The sequence below is a fragment of the Ruminococcus sp. XPD3002 genome, from assembly GCA_900119535.1.
In the GTDB taxonomy this organism is placed as follows: Bacteria; Bacillota; Clostridia; order Oscillospirales; family Ruminococcaceae; genus Ruminococcus; species Ruminococcus flavefaciens_H.
In genome coordinates this window covers 64,113-80,414 of the sequence record FPJT01000011.1, presented here as the reverse complement: position 1 = coordinate 80,414, position 16,302 = coordinate 64,113, and the positions used below count along the sequence as shown (strand labels likewise).

General features: G+C 46.5%; 19 protein-coding genes. 17 read left to right on the top strand and 2 right to left on the bottom strand.

From position 1 onward, the window contains the following. Positions 1 to 107: 107 nt before the first annotated feature. The 16 genes from purM (at position 108) to BT127_RS10955 (ending at position 13,346) form a co-directional block, all read left to right on the top strand. Positions 108 to 1,145, top strand: coding sequence for a phosphoribosylformylglycinamidine cyclo-ligase (purM, locus tag BT127_RS11030; protein WP_075425056.1), 1,038 nt, complete (start codon positions 108 to 110; stop codon positions 1,143 to 1,145). A 1-nt stretch (position 1,146) separates the two neighbouring features. Continuing rightward, the gene (locus BT127_RS11025) at positions 1,147 to 1,614 is read left to right on the top strand and encodes a DUF3592 domain-containing protein (protein WP_075425055.1); all 468 of its coding nucleotides are present in this window, start codon (positions 1,147 to 1,149) and stop codon (positions 1,612 to 1,614) included. 15 nt (positions 1,615 to 1,629) lie between these two features. Then, a complete protein-coding gene (locus BT127_RS11020; protein WP_075425054.1) occupies positions 1,630 to 2,514 on the top strand; it encodes an expansin EXLX1 family cellulose-binding protein in 885 nt (294 codons plus the stop codon). Positions 2,515 to 2,529: 15 nt separating this feature from the next. Then, a complete protein-coding gene (locus tag BT127_RS11015; RefSeq protein ID WP_075425053.1) occupies positions 2,530 to 2,937 on the top strand; it encodes a DUF3592 domain-containing protein in 408 nt (135 codons plus the stop codon). A 26-nt stretch (positions 2,938 to 2,963) separates the two neighbouring features. Next, positions 2,964 to 3,590 carry a phosphoribosylglycinamide formyltransferase gene (gene purN / locus BT127_RS11010; protein ID WP_075425052.1) on the top strand — a complete coding sequence of 209 codons (627 nt, stop codon included), beginning with the start codon at positions 2,964 to 2,966 and terminating at the stop codon, positions 3,588 to 3,590. Between the two features lie 85 nt (positions 3,591 to 3,675). Continuing rightward, positions 3,676 to 4,233, top strand: coding sequence for a putative ABC transporter permease (locus tag BT127_RS11005; protein ID WP_075425051.1), 558 nt, complete (start codon positions 3,676 to 3,678; stop codon positions 4,231 to 4,233). Positions 4,234 to 4,251: 18 nt separating this feature from the next. Then, on the top strand, positions 4,252 to 4,965 hold the full coding sequence (locus tag BT127_RS11000; protein WP_075425050.1) for an IMP cyclohydrolase: 714 nt from the start codon (positions 4,252 to 4,254) through the stop codon (positions 4,963 to 4,965). Between the two features lie 18 nt (positions 4,966 to 4,983). Then, positions 4,984 to 5,463 carry a hypothetical protein gene (locus BT127_RS10995; protein WP_075425049.1) on the top strand — a complete coding sequence of 160 codons (480 nt, stop codon included), beginning with the start codon at positions 4,984 to 4,986 and terminating at the stop codon, positions 5,461 to 5,463. A gap of 24 nt (positions 5,464 to 5,487) precedes the next feature. Beyond that, complete coding sequence (locus tag BT127_RS10990; protein ID WP_075425048.1) at positions 5,488 to 6,498, top strand: hypothetical protein; 1,011 nt, start codon at positions 5,488 to 5,490, stop codon at positions 6,496 to 6,498. A 22-nt stretch (positions 6,499 to 6,520) separates the two neighbouring features. Then, entirely contained in the window at positions 6,521 to 7,528 is a 1,008-nt protein-coding gene (locus BT127_RS10985) for a hypothetical protein (RefSeq protein ID WP_075425047.1), read from the top strand. A gap of 39 nt (positions 7,529 to 7,567) precedes the next feature. Beyond that, positions 7,568 to 8,749 carry a phosphoribosylaminoimidazolecarboxamide formyltransferase gene (locus BT127_RS10980; RefSeq protein WP_075425046.1) on the top strand — a complete coding sequence of 394 codons (1,182 nt, stop codon included), beginning with the start codon at positions 7,568 to 7,570 and terminating at the stop codon, positions 8,747 to 8,749. A gap of 57 nt (positions 8,750 to 8,806) precedes the next feature. Beyond that, complete coding sequence (locus BT127_RS10975; RefSeq protein WP_075425045.1) at positions 8,807 to 9,313, top strand: hypothetical protein; 507 nt, start codon at positions 8,807 to 8,809, stop codon at positions 9,311 to 9,313. A 35-nt stretch (positions 9,314 to 9,348) separates the two neighbouring features. Further along, on the top strand, positions 9,349 to 10,398 hold the full coding sequence (locus BT127_RS10970) for a hypothetical protein (protein ID WP_075425044.1): 1,050 nt from the start codon (positions 9,349 to 9,351) through the stop codon (positions 10,396 to 10,398). Between the two features lie 24 nt (positions 10,399 to 10,422). Continuing rightward, positions 10,423 to 11,397, top strand: coding sequence for a hypothetical protein (locus tag BT127_RS10965; protein WP_075425043.1), 975 nt, complete (start codon positions 10,423 to 10,425; stop codon positions 11,395 to 11,397). A gap of 28 nt (positions 11,398 to 11,425) precedes the next feature. Beyond that, positions 11,426 to 12,712 (top strand): phosphoribosylamine--glycine ligase, encoded by a 1,287-nt coding sequence (gene purD, locus BT127_RS10960; RefSeq protein WP_075425042.1) that lies wholly within the window; start codon positions 11,426 to 11,428, stop codon positions 12,710 to 12,712. A gap of 10 nt (positions 12,713 to 12,722) precedes the next feature. After that, positions 12,723 to 13,346, top strand: coding sequence for a hypothetical protein (locus BT127_RS10955; protein ID WP_075425041.1), 624 nt, complete (start codon positions 12,723 to 12,725; stop codon positions 13,344 to 13,346). Between the two features lie 395 nt (positions 13,347 to 13,741). On the opposite strand, the gene BT127_RS10950 is transcribed toward BT127_RS10955, so the two are convergent. Further along, positions 13,742 to 14,449, bottom strand: coding sequence for a sporulation initiation factor Spo0A C-terminal domain-containing protein (locus BT127_RS10950; protein WP_075425040.1), 708 nt, complete (start codon positions 14,447 to 14,449; stop codon positions 13,742 to 13,744). Between the two features lie 110 nt (positions 14,450 to 14,559). Next, positions 14,560 to 15,033: a DUF2726 domain-containing protein gene (locus tag BT127_RS10945; protein ID WP_075425039.1), complete on the bottom strand. Its 474-nt coding sequence runs from the start codon at positions 15,031 to 15,033 to the stop codon at positions 14,560 to 14,562. Between the two features lie 342 nt (positions 15,034 to 15,375). Between BT127_RS10945 and BT127_RS10940 the strand changes: the two genes are divergently transcribed. After that, complete coding sequence (locus BT127_RS10940) at positions 15,376 to 16,173, top strand: peptidylprolyl isomerase (protein ID WP_075425038.1); 798 nt, start codon at positions 15,376 to 15,378, stop codon at positions 16,171 to 16,173. Positions 16,174 to 16,302 lie beyond the last annotated feature (129 nt).

The following is a 16,302-nucleotide window of genomic DNA, read 5'->3' as shown; positions in this document are numbered from 1 at the left end:
CAGCCATTAGCCTCAGCTATGGTGCGTCCACTGTATTCACTTCAGGGCGCATCAGACTGAAAGCTGAAGGCTAACGGCTAAAGGCTAATAAAATGGAGGATTTTTATATGAACAACAGTTTTTCAGAAAGCTACAAGAAGGCAGGCGTTGACGTTACCGCAGGCTACAAGGCTGTTGAGCTGATGAAGAGCCATATCGCCCGCACTATGACTAAGGGCGCACTCTCAGGCATCGGCGGATTCGGCGGCCTTTTCGAGCTGGATATGACAGGCATAAACAAGCCTGTACTCGTATCGGGTACTGACGGAGTAGGCACCAAGATAAAGATAGCATTTATCATGGATAAGCACGATACAGTCGGTATCGACTGCGTAGCAATGTGCGTTAACGATATCATCTGCTGCGGCGCAAAGCCACAGTTCTTCCTCGACTATATCGCCTGCGGCAAAAACGTTCCCGAAAAGATCGCTCAGATCGTTTCAGGCGTTGCTGAGGGCTGTGTTCAGGCTGAGTGCGCTCTCATCGGCGGAGAGACAGCAGAGCATCCGGGCCTTATGCCCGAGGACGAGTATGACCTTGCAGGCTTCTCTGTAGGTGTTGTGGACAAGGATAAGCTCCTTAAGCCCGATACCCAGAAGGCAGGCGATGTTCTTATCGCTATCAAGTCCAGCGGCGTACACTCAAACGGCTTCTCACTCGTAAGAAGCGTTTTCGATGTGAACGAACAGAACCTCGCTATGCATTTTGATGACCTCGGAGCTACTCTCGGCGAAACTCTCCTTACTCCTACACGTATCTACGTAAAGGCTATAATGAGCCTTATAGATCAGGTTACAGTAAAATCCGTATCCCACATAACAGGCGGCGGATTCTACGAGAACATCCCACGTTCACTCCCCAAGAACCTTGCTGCAAAGATCGAGCGCAACGCAGTTCAGGTGCTTCCTATATTCGACCTTATCGCTCGCAGCGGAAGCATTCCGGAGCGTGACATGTTCAACACCTTCAACATGGGCGTTGGAATGATAGTATGCGTTGACAAAAATGACGCAGACAAGGCTGTATCCGTACTTAAGGCAGCAGGCGAAGATGCATACATCCTCGGCGAGCTGACAGAGTCGGAAGAGGGCGTTATCATCTGCTGATATGTACCTTCTCATCATATCGGGCATAGTCCTGATAGCAGCGGGTATATGTCTCATTGCCGCAGGTATACTGCAATGCCGCCGGAAAATGGCAGCCGAAGCGGAATACCTCCCTGCGGACGCCGAAGTTACGGCAATAAACAAAAAGTATACTGTTCATTTATGGCACTTTATCCCTATCATAGGACGTGAATACAGTCCTCAGCTCCTTTTCCGCACGGAAGAGGGCATGGACGTTAAGACTGCGCTGCCTTACTGCAAGGCGATGTCTTCCGTATATAAGGACTGCCTTTACGCCTTTGAGAACGGAAATACCATTCCCATAAGATACGATCAGTACTCTCCCCAGACCTGCTACTACGGTTCTCAAAGAGGCTTCAGACTGCGTGAAGCAGCCTATAAATTCGTTGCAGCCTCGATCATAATATTAATCGGCATCGTGCTGATCTACTTCCATTTTCATATATAATGCGAGGTGGATACTATGAAAAAAGCGATCATTTCCGTGATCTCTGCCGCTGCGATCATACTTTCCTCAACAGCTGTAACTGCGGATTCCGCACAGAAAACGGCAATGGATATAAACGGCGACGGGATCGTCAACACATTTGATCTGGTGGCTGCACGTCAGACAGGTCTGTCCGAAGCGAAGCTGAAACTGCTTTCAGACTTCCTTCTGAATCACGGAAAAGGCTTCACTGACGAGACGACCACTCCTATAACGACCGAAGTCACTATAGACGAAAGCTGCATCCTCGAACCAAAGGGCACCGTACATACAGGTGAAGGCACATTCTACGGCGGAGGCTATGTGGGCGGACACGCAATGCTTGATCCCGTTTCACACGATTACTGGATAGTCGCAATGAACCACGCCGATTATAACGAAGCTCAGCTTGCAGGTGCATATCTTGAAGTTACAGGCGAACTGGGCACCATAAATATGCTGGTAACGGATGAGCTCCCCGAGGGCAAAAAGGGAGATCTTGACCTCTATACCGATGCATTTCCGCTTATAGCTCCCGTAGAGAAGGGCAGAGTACCTGTAAGCTGGAAGATAGTCCCCCTTGATACAGCTGCGGACGCTCCCGTATGCTACAAGTACAAGGTTGGAACTACCGAATTCTGGTGCGGTATACAGGTTAGGAACCACCGCTACCCCATAACAAAGCTGGAATACCTTAAAGACGGCGAATTCGTAGAGATACAGCGCCGTCCCTACAATTACTTCGAGTCAATGGAAATGGGCAAAGGTCCCTTCACATTCCGCATAACCGATATTTACGGTCAGCAGATAATCGACGAGAACATCCCTCTTTCCTATGACGATACAGAAATAATACCGGGACATGTACAGTTCCCCGAATAACAGGAGGTCATCATAATGATCGCATTCTCGCTGTTTGGCTTATTTTTTCTTGCAGGCGGCTTATTTTTCTGCTGGGTAAGAAAGAAGGAGATAGACAACGCCGAGACATATCCTGCAGAAGTAACAGGAATAGATGACAAAATAAAGCTGAGAGGACACGTAATGAGAAGACTTTACGCTCCTATCGCTGTAATACAAAAAAATGACGGACACTCCAGACAGGTCGTCCACAGACGCTATACCGAGAGATATCTCATCAAGCACGATGTGGGTGAAAAGGCGCTCGTAAGAGTCAACCCCGTCGTCCCCGATAAATTCTGGTTCGCAGACGAGGAGCAGAAGATAGACCTCGGAGGCGCAGCGGCTGCCGTTGGCGGAGCGCTGCTTGTGATACTCGGCATAGTTCTGGAGATAATAGTCTGAACTTCAATTATCAGGAAGTGATACCAATGAAAAATATAGTTGTTCTCGTTTCGGGCGGCGGAACTAATCTTCAGGCTCTTATCGATGCTGAAAAGTCAGGCATCATCAAGGGCGGAAAAATAACCTGCGTTATCTCCTCAAAGGAAGGCGTGTATGCTCTTGAAAGGGCAAAGAACGCAGATATCCCCTCGAGAGTCATCCCACGCAGGGAATACTCCGACAGCGTGAGCTACAGCAAGGCTATACTTGATGCACTCAACGAAGAAAAAGCTGACCTTGTGGTACTTGCAGGCTTTATGACCATACTTGACGAGTGCGTTACAAAAGCCTATCCCTACAGGATAATAAACGTCCACCCTGCACTCATTCCCTCCTTCTGCGGAGAGGGCTTCTACGGACTTAAAGTACACGAAGCGGCTCTTGCATACGGCGTAAAGGTAAGCGGAGCTACGATACATTTCGTCAACGAGGAAGCTGATGCAGGCGCTATAATATTACAGGGTACGGTAAACGTTGAAAGGGACGACACTCCCGAAACACTTCAGCGCCGTATCATGGAAAACGTCGAGTGGAAGCTTCTCCCCGAAGCTGTATCCTTGTTCTGTCAGGACAAGATAGAAATAATCGACGGCAAGGCTTACGTTAAAAGCTGATACATATAAAACAGCGGCCGCAAAGGACCGTCTCTCATAAAACAACAGTTATACTGCTAAACATCTATATGTGAAAAATACGGATATGAAAAAAACTGCTGAAAAAAAGCGCACCGTCCCCCAGCTGTTCATCTGCTTCTGGCTGTATGCGATACTGGGCTGGTGCTATGAGGTTTTCCTTGAAGTTGTAGTATACCGCTGGGGCTTCACAAACAGAGGAGTTCTCTTCGGTCCCTACTGTCCCGTATACGGTGTAGGCGCACTCACCTTCCTGCTGTGCTTCGGCGCACTTATGCGGAAGAAGGACTTGAAATGGCTGAATATAGTCAAACCGCTGATAATATTCGTCGGGTGCATGGCAGTTGCAACGCTTATCGAGCTTGCCGCCAGTTACATACTCGAAGCAGCCACAGGAAGCTGGCCGTGGCAGACCTACGCCGATTACAAGTACAATTATCAGGCACGTATCGCCCTTTCCACCTCTGTCCGTTTCGGACTCGGCGGACTGCTATTCATGTATGCGATACAGCCTTTATATGACCGGCTCCTCTCCAAGCCGAGCCGAAAAACAATAAACATCATCGCAGCTGCTCTGCTTGTGACAGTGATCGCAGACTGCATATATACATTCTTCATCAAATGACCGAAAGGAGTTATCACTATGATAAAGCTTGATCTTGCAAAAGAACTCAGTTCAAACGCATACCCCGGAAGAGGTATCGTTATAGGTAAATCAGACTGCGGAAAATACGCAGTTACAGCATACTTCATCATGGGCAGAAGTGAGAACAGCCGCAACCGCGTATTCATCGAGGAAGGCAGAGGCATCCGCACAGAGGCTTTCGATCCTTCAAAGCTCACTGATCCCCACCTTATAATCTACGCTCCCGTAAGAGTACTCGGCAACAAGCTCATCGTAACAAACGGCGACCAGACCGATACTATCTACGAGCTCATGGACAAGCAGTTCACATTTGAGCAGTCCCTCCGCACACGCGAATTCGAGGACGATGCTCCTAACTATACACCTCGTATCTCAGGAATACTCCGTTTCGACGACAAGGGCTTCAACTACGCAATGTCCATACTCAAGAGCGCTAACGGCAATCCCGAGTCATGTCAGAGATACACATTCAGCTACAACAATCCTATCGCAGGCGAGGGACACTTCATCCACACATACATGGGTGACGGTTCACCGCTTCCGAGCTTCGAGGGCGAGCCAAAGCTCGTAGGCATCAGCGGCAGCATCGACGAGTTCACAGACATGCTCTGGAACAACCTCAACGCTGACAACAAGGTATCACTCTTTGTCCGCTACGTGAACCTCGAAACAGGTACAGAGGAGACTCGCATAGTTAACAAGAACAACTGACCGAAGATCTGCGAAAAAATGGAATATGAGACAGTACGCTGTCAGGAGTGCGGCGGAGACGCGAAGGTACGCATCGGGAAGTATGAGAGCTATTGCCCCTCATGCGGAGCGAAGCTGTATCTGAAAAAAGCGACGGCAGCAGTCAGTGCGGAAGCTTCTGCATCGGAGGATATACACTATATCAGAGAGCTGAAAAAGTGGAAGATAGTATCCGGAGCAATAGCGGCGCTGAACTTTCTGTGCAGCATTGGTACATGGATATCGTCGGCATTAGGCGAAGTCAGTATACTGAGTCTGTTCATAGGCGGAGCGCTGTTTATCGGCGGACCAATAGCTATAGGCTATACAGAGCCGCTCAGCAGTGAGATGCGTGAGATGTGCAGGCAGCCTTCACGGGGAAAAACGATACTGAAATGGTATGCGATACTGTTTTTGCTTGGAGTAATAGGCTGGGCAGCAGGAATGTTCGCATACGGAATGAACAGGTCCATGAGATAAAAAAGGAGGACATTATCGGGGAAAATGAATAATAATCGCACTAACAGACAACGAATCGCTGCTTTACTGCTCAGCCTTGCATGTATCTTATGCACAGCAGGCTGCACAGACAAGGGGCCCGACTCAGCAATATCATCTGCTGAAACATCAGGCAAGTCCTCTGAGGCATCAGCTGCTGAGGAAAGTGAAGAGTCACCTGATCTTGATCTCTCCTTTCCTGGGGAAGAGGAGCCTTTTGAACTGCCTGAGCTCTCGGACGAGATACCTGCGGAAGCAGTCACCAAAGTCACAATTTCCGAGACAACAGGCGACGAAACACGTATCGTAAGAGTTGAGTACAATGACGAGCATGACCATCCACTGCTTTTAATGGAGCCGGACTCTGATAACGTTCTCAAAGCTGCAAGAAACTACAGATACAAGTATAACGACAACGGCGACTATACTTACGAATGGGAGCTGTCAGAATCAAGTCTTAACGAGACCACAACGGAATACGACAGTGAAAACAGATACACAGCTATGAAGTGTACCAAGAACGGCAAACTGAGCTGGGAAAGCAGATACGAATATGATAAATACGGCAATCTGCTGCTGAACGAGTCTACCTATTATGACGATACTACAGGCGAAATAATGTCCGTTTTCACCGACGATTTTTCCGACTGTGATTACGACAGCGAAGGAAATCTCATCACTGCCCGCGAACATAAAAGTGACGGTTCCCTGTCCAAAACGTACAGCTACACCTACAACTCCGAGGGACAGAGACTCACGGAGAAAGCGGTAAAAGAGGACTTTGATCCCGACGATGATTACCAAACTACCGAGAGAAAGTACGAATACGTCCCTGACAACAAGCTTCCTTCCCTTGAAGAGACTGTAAAATATAAAAAGGACGGCTCTATATACTCAACGGTCATAATTGAGCGAGAGTTTGATGACAGCGGCAGAGTAACTCAGGCAACAAAGACCTACAAAGATAGCAGCACTCAGAATGTAATAAAACAGACTTACGAATATGAGGCTTTATAACAATGGAGGTTTATCGGGGTAAATGAAAAACTATCGCACTAACAGACAACGCATCACCGCTTTACTGCTCAGTCTTGCATGTATCTTATGCACAGCAGGCTGCACAGACAAAGGTCCCGACTCAGAAATATCATCTGCTGAAACATCAGGCAAGTCCTCTGAGGCATCAGCTGACGAGGTAAACGAAGAGTCACCTGATCTTGATCTCTCCTTTCCCGAGGAAACGGAGCCTTTTGAACTGCCTGAGCTCTCGGACGAGATACCTGCGGATGCAGTTACAAAGGTCACCATAACGACAGAATACCGCGACGAAATCACAACCGTCAGTATAGAATACCGCAACGATCATGACGATCCTGTGCTTATCATCAATGTGGGTTCCGACGGTGAAGAAACTGTAGATGAAAATCTCAGGTACGAGTATAACGACAAAGGCGATCCAACTTACAAGTATGACCTTGAAGATTACCAGCTTTCCGAAACGTATTATGAATACGACGACAAAGGCCGTGAGATCAACGTAAAGAACGTCGATGACGGCATTATCAGCTGGGAAGTAAAATACAAGTATGATGAGTATGACAATATCATCCTTGAAGATTCCAGCTATTATAAAACAGGAACAGATGAACTGCTTTCAAATGTAGTATCTGACTATTCCGACTGTGATTACGATGATAACGGAAACAGGCTCGCTGTACGCAGCTATACCGCCAGCGGTGCGCTTTTCAGAACTGAAAAATACACATATGACAGCGAAAACAGGATCCTCACCGAGATCACGATAAGCGAAAACACAGAAAACGGCAGCTATAAAAGAAGCGAAACACACCGTGAATACGATCCCGCAAGCGGCAAAGAATGCCGTACCGAGGATATCTCATATAATCCGGACGGTTCCGTATATAACACGATGCTGTATGAGCGCGAATTCGACAGCAGCGGACGACTTGTCCATGTAACATCTACCTACAAGGATGACGAGACCGAGAACGTAACAAAAACTACATACGAATATGAAGAGCTTTGATGCTCGATACAATAAATATATTTTAAGGAGGACATTATCATGTCAAATGAAATGCAGTTAAAATACGGCTGTAACCCAAATCAGAAGCCTTCAAGAGTTTATATGGCTGACGGAAGCGAGCTTCCTATCGAAGTTCTCTGCGGAAAGCCCGGCTATATCAACCTTCTTGACGCATTCAACGGCTGGCAGCTCGTTAAGGAGCTGAAGGCTGCTACAGGTATGTGTGCAGCAACATCCTTCAAGCACGTTTCACCTGCCGGTGCAGCTATCGGCAGACCGCTCAGCGACGATCTCAAAAAGATCTACTGGGTAGACGATCTGGGCGAGCTTTCACCCCTTGCAAGCGCTTACGCAAGAGCAAGAGGTGCAGACAGAATGTCCTCATACGGCGATTTTATCGCTCTTTCCGATAAGGTGGACGTATGCACAGCAAAGATGATACAGCGCGAGGTATCGGACGGCATTATCGCTCCCGACTACGATCCCGAGGCTCTTGAGATACTCAAGTCCAAGAGAAAGGGCACATACTGCATCCTCAAGATGGATGAGAACTACAAGCCTGCTCCTATCGAGACAAAGCAGGTATACGGCGTTTCCTTCGAGCAGGGACGCAACGAGCTCGATATCAACCGCGAGCTTCTTGCAAACGTTGTAACAGATAACAAGGATATCCCCGATGACAAGAAGGATGACCTTCTCATCTCACTTATCACACTGAAATACACACAGTCCAACTCTGTATGCTACGTCAAGGACGGTCAGGCTATAGGTATCGGTGCAGGACAGCAGTCCCGTATCCACTGCACACGTCTTGCAGGTCAGAAGGCTGATAACTGGTGGCTGAGACAGTCCCCGCAGGTAATGGGACTTCAGTTCGTAGACGATATCCGCCGTGCAGACCGTGACAACGCTATCGATGTATACATCGGCGACGAGTACGAGGACGTTCTCCGCGAGGGCGAGTGGCAGCGTATCTTCAAGGTAAAGCCTGCTGTATTCACACGCGAGGAAAAGAAGGCATGGCTTGCAAAGAACACAGGAGTATGCCTTGGTTCAGATGCGTTCTTCCCATTCGGCGACAACATCGAGCGCGCTAAGAAGTCAGGCGTAGAGTACATTGCAGAGCCCGGCGGTTCTATCCGTGACGACAATGTTATCGAGACATGCAATAAGTACAACATCGCTATGGCATTCACAGGCATCCGTCTGTTCCATCACTGATAAACCTGAAGGGACGGACTATGTTCGTCCCTTTATCTCCGAAAGTAAGGAAATATCATGAAATATAAATCGCTTTCTTTACGTAAGATATACGTACTTGCTGCCGCCCTGTGCGCGGCGTACATACTTATTTGTATGATCTGCTTTATCTTTTCGGGACTCATTTTCAGCGGCATCGGGGGCGCACATATGAAGGAGCTCCACCCCGATGCATTCATATCGGGAAAGAATATATTCTTCCTCTGCATATCCGAGCTGGTATGGTGTCCGTTCCTTTTGTATACTGTTGGCTGCGTGGATGCAGGCTATTCAGCAAAGCGCTGCAAACGTACATTCAGGGCAGCTCCTCTGCTCTGGCTTGGAGGCTTCCTTGCCGAGCATGCACTTTCACGTGTTATCTCTCAGTTTTCTTCACTGAGTCATGAATCCGAACGCTGGATGATACACTCAAATGAATACTTCACCTTTTTCTTCGGTATCCTTCATATAGCAGCGCTGGTACTTGTATGTACCTCAGCGGCACTGGGTATCGACGAAGTAAGGCATTTCAACCATATGCGCTGAGTCCTGCTCACTGCATAATAAAGGAGATCTTACTCATGAAAATACGTAATGCCTCCGCATTATTGATCGCTGCTGTATTTGCGGCAGCAGTATCTGTGGGATGTTCTTCATCCTCAGAGAAAAAAAGCTCCGAGAATGCTTTTACGGCGGAAACTATCAGAAGCAAAGGCGGAGAAACACAGTACAGCACAGATAATTTCAGCTTCTCGCTCAGCAGCGAGCTTACAAAGTCCGATATGGAGGGCTTTGATCTGGTATTTACAGCCAAGAGCTTCCCCATAATGATAGGCATAAGCGAGACTATGTCGCTCAACATGAATGCCGATGCCAACGCAGTTGAATACATCAATACCTGCGTAGAAGCTGATACTCCCGTATCATGGGAGCATTTCAAGCATGACAAATACGATTGTTCGGTCGTATACACTGTGGAATACGCAGCTGACGAAAACGATCCGAACGTTACGCAGTGCTACCACACCGACACATACAATGCGGTGAAGGAAGTATCCCTTCTCAACATCGCAATGAGCTATCCCGACGGACTTCAGGAAGTAAGCAAGGCTTATGCGGACTATATCCTCAGTGCCTCGGAGTACACAGGAGAGACGCTTCTTCCAACCGAAGCCGAGACCGTTGAGAACGATTATGTATCGGTATACCACGAACCCGAGTGGTATGCCGCACAGAACGAGGATACCGACCTTTCGGATTCTGCGTTCCAGGTAATCAACTTCATGTACGCACATACCGATTCGTTCAGCAAGGCTAAGTCGAAATACTCGCTTAAAGCCGTAAAGATGCGTGACTTCAACACAGCTAACAAAATGGCGAACAACGCCTTTGACAAATACAGCGAAGACCTTATGAAAAAGGAAGTATCACACGGTACAGACGAGATATTCGGCGAAAAGGCATTTACTGTGACCTATGATACAGAGGATGTCTTCTCATACCACTGTACAGAATACTACTTTGAAAAGGGCAGTATAATCTGGTGTGTTACCACAAGCATACCTGCAGAAGACGACGGAACAGTTGCAGCAGACATTCAGAAACTCATGGACAACACAACATTCAAATAAACCTATAAGATAACAGGATGAAAAATGAAAAAACTCATTATCGGATTAGGCGCTGTAACAGCGGTCGCCGCCATAGCGCTTATCAAAAGCCTCAGCATCTACAATAATACAGCCACAGTTCAGTACGATAACGGAGACTACAGCTTCAGCGTACCAAAGAGTGTAAAGTTTATAGAAGGTGACGAGACCTCATACAACTTCTCATATCTTGGTGAGGAAATAACTGTCAGCACCGACAGCTATAACTGCACACCCGAACTGGCAGGTAAATTCTTAAGCTATTACGAAACAGACGGAGAGACCAAAAAGCTCGAAGGCTGTAAGTATACATGCTGGGTTCGTTCATCTGAGTTCGATGTCGTAGATGAACCCACTGTAGGACTTTCATACATACTCGGAACAGACACCCGCTTTCTTCGTATCGACAGTTCATGCAATGAAAAAAAGGCTGAAAAGTTCAGAAAGGTAATGGATACCATAGCAAAAAGTGCGGAATATACAGGTGATTTCCATATTGCCGACAAACCCACAGTGTATGACTATGCGATGCTGAGCATCGATACAGGCTCGAAATTCGGATGCACCGACAAAACCGAAGAAGCAGTCCTCGGGGACAAAAGTATCGTCCTGAGTATTCTGGAGCGCTATGCCGAAGCAGATGATCCCGATAATATCGACATACCTATGGTCACTGTCAAGGTAATGGAAAATGGCAGTCCTGCTTCGGAACTTGCAGACAAGAAATACGATTCGTTAATGGAAGATCCCGATAAATACACTGGCCTGACAAGGGACAAGCAGAACAGGTTCGGCTCGGAATGTGAGCACATCTGTTACGAATACGACTTATATAATAATAACGAACATCCCGAATGTTTTGACTTTTACTGGTTCGACAGCGGTAAATACACCTATGCAGTCAGTGCGGTCTATCAGAAGGATATCGGCGAAGCTGATGCAGCCGAAATGCTTGACGGAATAACTGTAAAGGCACAATAACTATTTCACATACAGGAGGAATACCCCAATGAAAAACGTATTAGTAGTCGGCGGTGGCGGCCGTGAACACGCCATTATCATGAAGCTTGCAGAGAGCCCGAAGGTAGGAAAGCTTTACTGCACCCCCGGAAACGGCGGTATATCAAAGTATGCCGAGTGTTTCAGCGTAGGTGCTACCGATGTTGACGGAGTTGTTGCTCTTGCAAAGGAGCTTAAGCCTGATATGGTAGTTGTTGCTCCCGATGATCCCCTTGTACTCGGAATGGTGGATGCACTTCAGAAGGAAGGCTTCATGACATTCGGACCAAAGGCAAATGCGGCTATAATCGAAGGCTCGAAGGTATTCTCGAAAGAGCTCATGAAGAAGTACGATATCCCTACAGCATTCTACGAGGTCTTCACAGATTCCGAAAGCGCCATTGCTTACCTGAAAAAGCAGAACAGCTATCCCGCAGTTATCAAGGCTGACGGTCTTGCACTTGGAAAAGGCGTTATCATCGCTCAGGACGAGGACGAAGCCGTAAAGGCAGTACACGAGATGATAGACGAGCTGAAATTCGGCAAGAGCAGTTCACGTATAGTTATCGAGGAATTCCTTACAGGTCCCGAGGTATCCGTGCTCAGCTTCACAGACGGAAAGACTATGGTTCCGATGATATCATCTATGGACCACAAGCGCGCTCTTGACGGCGATAAGGGACTCAATACGGGCGGTATGGGTACAGTTTCACCTAACCCATACTACACAGAGGACATAGCAAAGGAGTGCATGGAGAAGATATTCCTCCCGACTATGAACGCTATGAACGCCGAAGGCAGAACATTTGAGGGATGCCTCTATTTCGGACTCATGCTCACACCAAAGGGACCAAAGGTCATCGAATACAACTGCCGTTTCGGCGATCCCGAGACTCAGGTTGTTCTCCCTATGCTTGATGCCGACCTCTATGAGATATTCGAGGCTATATACAACCACGAGCTTGACAAGGTGGATATCAAGTGGCATAAGGGAAGCTGTGCATGCGTAGTCATGGCAAGCGGCGGATATCCCGAAAGCTACCCGAAGGGCATAGTAATGAACGGATTTGACGACAAGGGACAGACAAAGGGCTGCTTCGTATACCATGCTGGTACAAAGCTCGGCGAAAACGGCGAATTCCTTACAAACGGCGGAAGAGTTATCGGAGTTACAGCAAAGGGTGAAACTCTTCAGGAGGCTCTTGATACCGCATACAAGGGAGTAAGCACCATAAGCTTTGAAGGCGCACATTTCAGAAAAGATATAGGACAGAGAGCGCTGAAAGCTCTCGGATAAGGAGCCTTATATGCATGAAAGACTAAAAACAGGGTTCAACCTTGGTCTTACGGGAAATATCCTGTTCCTGTTCTTCGGACTCACCTGTCTTCTCTACTATAACACATACGAAGATGGTTCGGGATTTTCCAATGTTCTTGAAGTTATCGCATATATCATCGAGGTATGCGGATTCATAGCCCTTGCAATATCGGCATTCTGCATAGCGACTTCTGCCCGGATGAGAACTCTGATGAAAGTATGCTATTCAATATACATACTGCTTGAAGCGGTCATGATGTTCCTTGAACTTAATGCATATGAATTCAATTCTTTCTATCGCCCCTTCTCACTGGGACTTGCGATAGTACACGCAGCATTTTCGGGGTTTGTCTGCTTCACATTCCTTCAGCTTGATCCCGACAAGACTGCTCTCGAAGTTGTGATAATAGTATGCATCGGAATAATATTCGGCGGTATGCTCGGAAATATAATGGGCATCCGAATCTATTTCAGTATCATAACAAATGCAGTAAGCTACTCACTGCTGTTCTTCAGGATACTGTCATTGCAGGATAACGGCGATATAGAGATCGACTGCTACGGAGACAAGGCGACGGTCACCGAATACCGAAGCGAATTCTTCAGAGATTAAAAAAAGACTGTACAGCTAAGGGTTGTACTCATATAGCAGCTTTATATGTAATTATCGGGGGCAAACCTTTCTGAGGAAAGGTTCTTCCCCCGTACCCCTTTTCCAAAGACTTTTTGCTCCAAATTTTCAGCCTGATATATCCCTTTGCTGCTATGTATGATAAGCAGCAATTTTTTAAGGGATATATCAGGCTGAAAATTTAAGGCGAAAGTTTTAGGAAGGGAGTTTGAGGGTGACTCCCCGCAGTGCGGGGAGATGTCACGCAGTGACAGAGGGGACCGCCTCCGTCAGAGGAACCCTTTTTCAAAAGGGTTTCCCTCAATATCACGTGTAAAAACTTCTATAAGGGTACCGTCCTTAACTGTACAGCCTTTTTTAATGACTGCTGTTATGTATCAATACAATACCAGTGCCGTTGATAAAAGATCACAGGTAAGAGCGATAAGCTCACGGTTAGTAAGTGCCTGTCCTACCTCCTGATCAAACAGTACAGGTATCAGTCCTTTTTCAAACAAAGCGGAAGAATAGTGCCTTAATGAACGTTCCACAAGCTTTTCAGAAATATTCATTTTATCAGCTATCCTGCTGTAAAGCTTATCTGTTATACTTTCAAGCATATCCGGTTTTCTGATACATATCTCAGCAGCAGTACAAAGATATGAAAAGCCGTTCATATCGGTAGGAAATTTTTTCTTTTCAAGTATCCTTGATATCTCGGGCAGATGCAGTTCGGCAGTATCCTCACCGAGCATCCCGCAGATCCATATACACATATCGGTAACGGAATACGGAAGTCTGAAACAGTTATCTGCACCTGCATCGATAAGTCCCTTGCAGTAATCATCAGATACTTCGTATAAAGCAGCAAGTATCAGCATATCGGGAAATTCACTTCTCACCGATCTGATGAATGGATACATCTCCGTATCAGTGTTTATCGAAGTACAGATCATACAATCATAATGGTCGTTCTTAAGACGTGACAGATACTCGGAATATCTGTTGCTGCACACAGAAGCCACAGCTCCCATACCGTTAAAACATGAAGCCATCCTGCTTCCGAAGCCGTCTATTGTATCACCTATGAGAAGCTTCTTTTTCAACTTAACACCTCCGAAAAAATTCCAGAAAAACTTTATACATTTTTAATATAGAGCAAAAAATGTTGTATGTCAAGGAATATTTTCTTACCGTGTCGAAAACTCGGATTTTCTCAATCTGAGAGCAATTCTGCTATCTCATCGGTCTCTCCGTAAGTCCTTATAAGTATGTAGCCGGTGTTTTCAAGAACGGCATTTACGAAATCGTCACGCTCCACCCTGTCGGGACGGTCATGGGTGGAATCATCCAGCTCGATAAGCATGACAATGGCGGCATTTTCGTCAGCGAGGGCGAAATCTATATGCTTTGAGCGAATCTTGTTGAAGCACTCCATCCAGAAGGGATTCTCCGCCTTTGGTTTGGGGACTATGAGATCGGCGAGACGTATTTTAGTAAATATCTGAAGTCCGAACTCCTCCGCCACAGGTCTTAGGCGTTCATAGAACTCGAACTCACGGTCTGTAAGGATAGGAACAGGATCATACAGCTTGGTTATATCTGGAGCTTTTCTGCGCCGTACAAGCCATATGACGAATATGATAAACGAAACAACCGCAATAAGCAGAAGTATCTCATCGGTTTTCAAGCAGGCCTCTTTTCCGCGGTATCACCGCATAGCATTGTGGATAAAATACTGATATCCATAGGGATATCAGCAATTAAAGTATAAACGATTTTAACATCAAAGTCAATAAAAAACGAAAAATTTGTTCTGTTTAACTTTGCCGGTATAGCAGGAGGAATCCAACCCGCCGAAGATATCGCAGAGGATACATTTTTTCGGGATCATTTGTCAGATGCATGTGAAAACTTAAACTGATATCACACCTCCGCTTAAACAAAAGTTGACAAATATTAATAAATAATGTATAATTATAGTATTAGCGATTTTTACAGGGTAAAGTTTATCTGACAGGCGGTGATCGATATGAAAAAAACAAACGGGATACTGAAATTTATTCTTATAGTTACGCTCGTAATGGGTATACTTACAGTAGTATTGCTGTTCCTTCAGACCGAACGTGCAAAGAATGACCAGTCTATCAACATCGATCCCGAAACGATAAAGCTTGTACAGCTTGAAGCTCCGAAGGAAGGCGATCCTATCGCTATAGTCGATACAACTCTTGGAGAATTCCGTTTTGTACTCTATCCTCAGTATTCACCGCTGGCGGTAAAGAACTTCACCGACCTTGCAGAAAGCGGATACTACGACGGTACCTACGTGTTCAATTCCGAAAGCGGAGTCTACTCCGCAGCAGGATGTCCCAAGAAGAACGGCGCAATGCCCGAGGATGCAGATTCCTCTCACGAGCGCATACCGCGTGAACTGAGTCAGGATCTCTGGCCGCTGAAAGGCGCTGTATGCATGATGAACACCGAGCTCAAGCGCACCTTCAAGGAAAAACTCACAGGCGGCGGTAAATACTACAACGGAAGCCGCTTCGCAATGCTCAACACTATAGAGTTCGATGACGAGCTGAAAAACGAACTCATCAACAACTCACAGGTGAAAGAGCTTGCCGATGCATTCATCGAAAAAGGCGGAATACCGAACTTTTCTCAGCAGATGACCATTATCGGTCAGACCTACGAGGGAATAGAGGTAATAGAAGCGCTTTCAGAGCTTGAGACCGAAAACAACGGCGTTTACAAGCTTCCGGTCAAGGACATAATGATAAATTCAGTAAAAATAGATTCTTATACATCGGAAAAACAGTCATAATCTGCGGCAATATGAAGAAAAACCCTGCTTTCAACCTGCCCGCTTTTCCCGATTATGACCAAAAATATGCGAAAACTATTTACAAATGGATTTTTTTGTTGTATAATGAATTGGTTGAGAATAACAGTA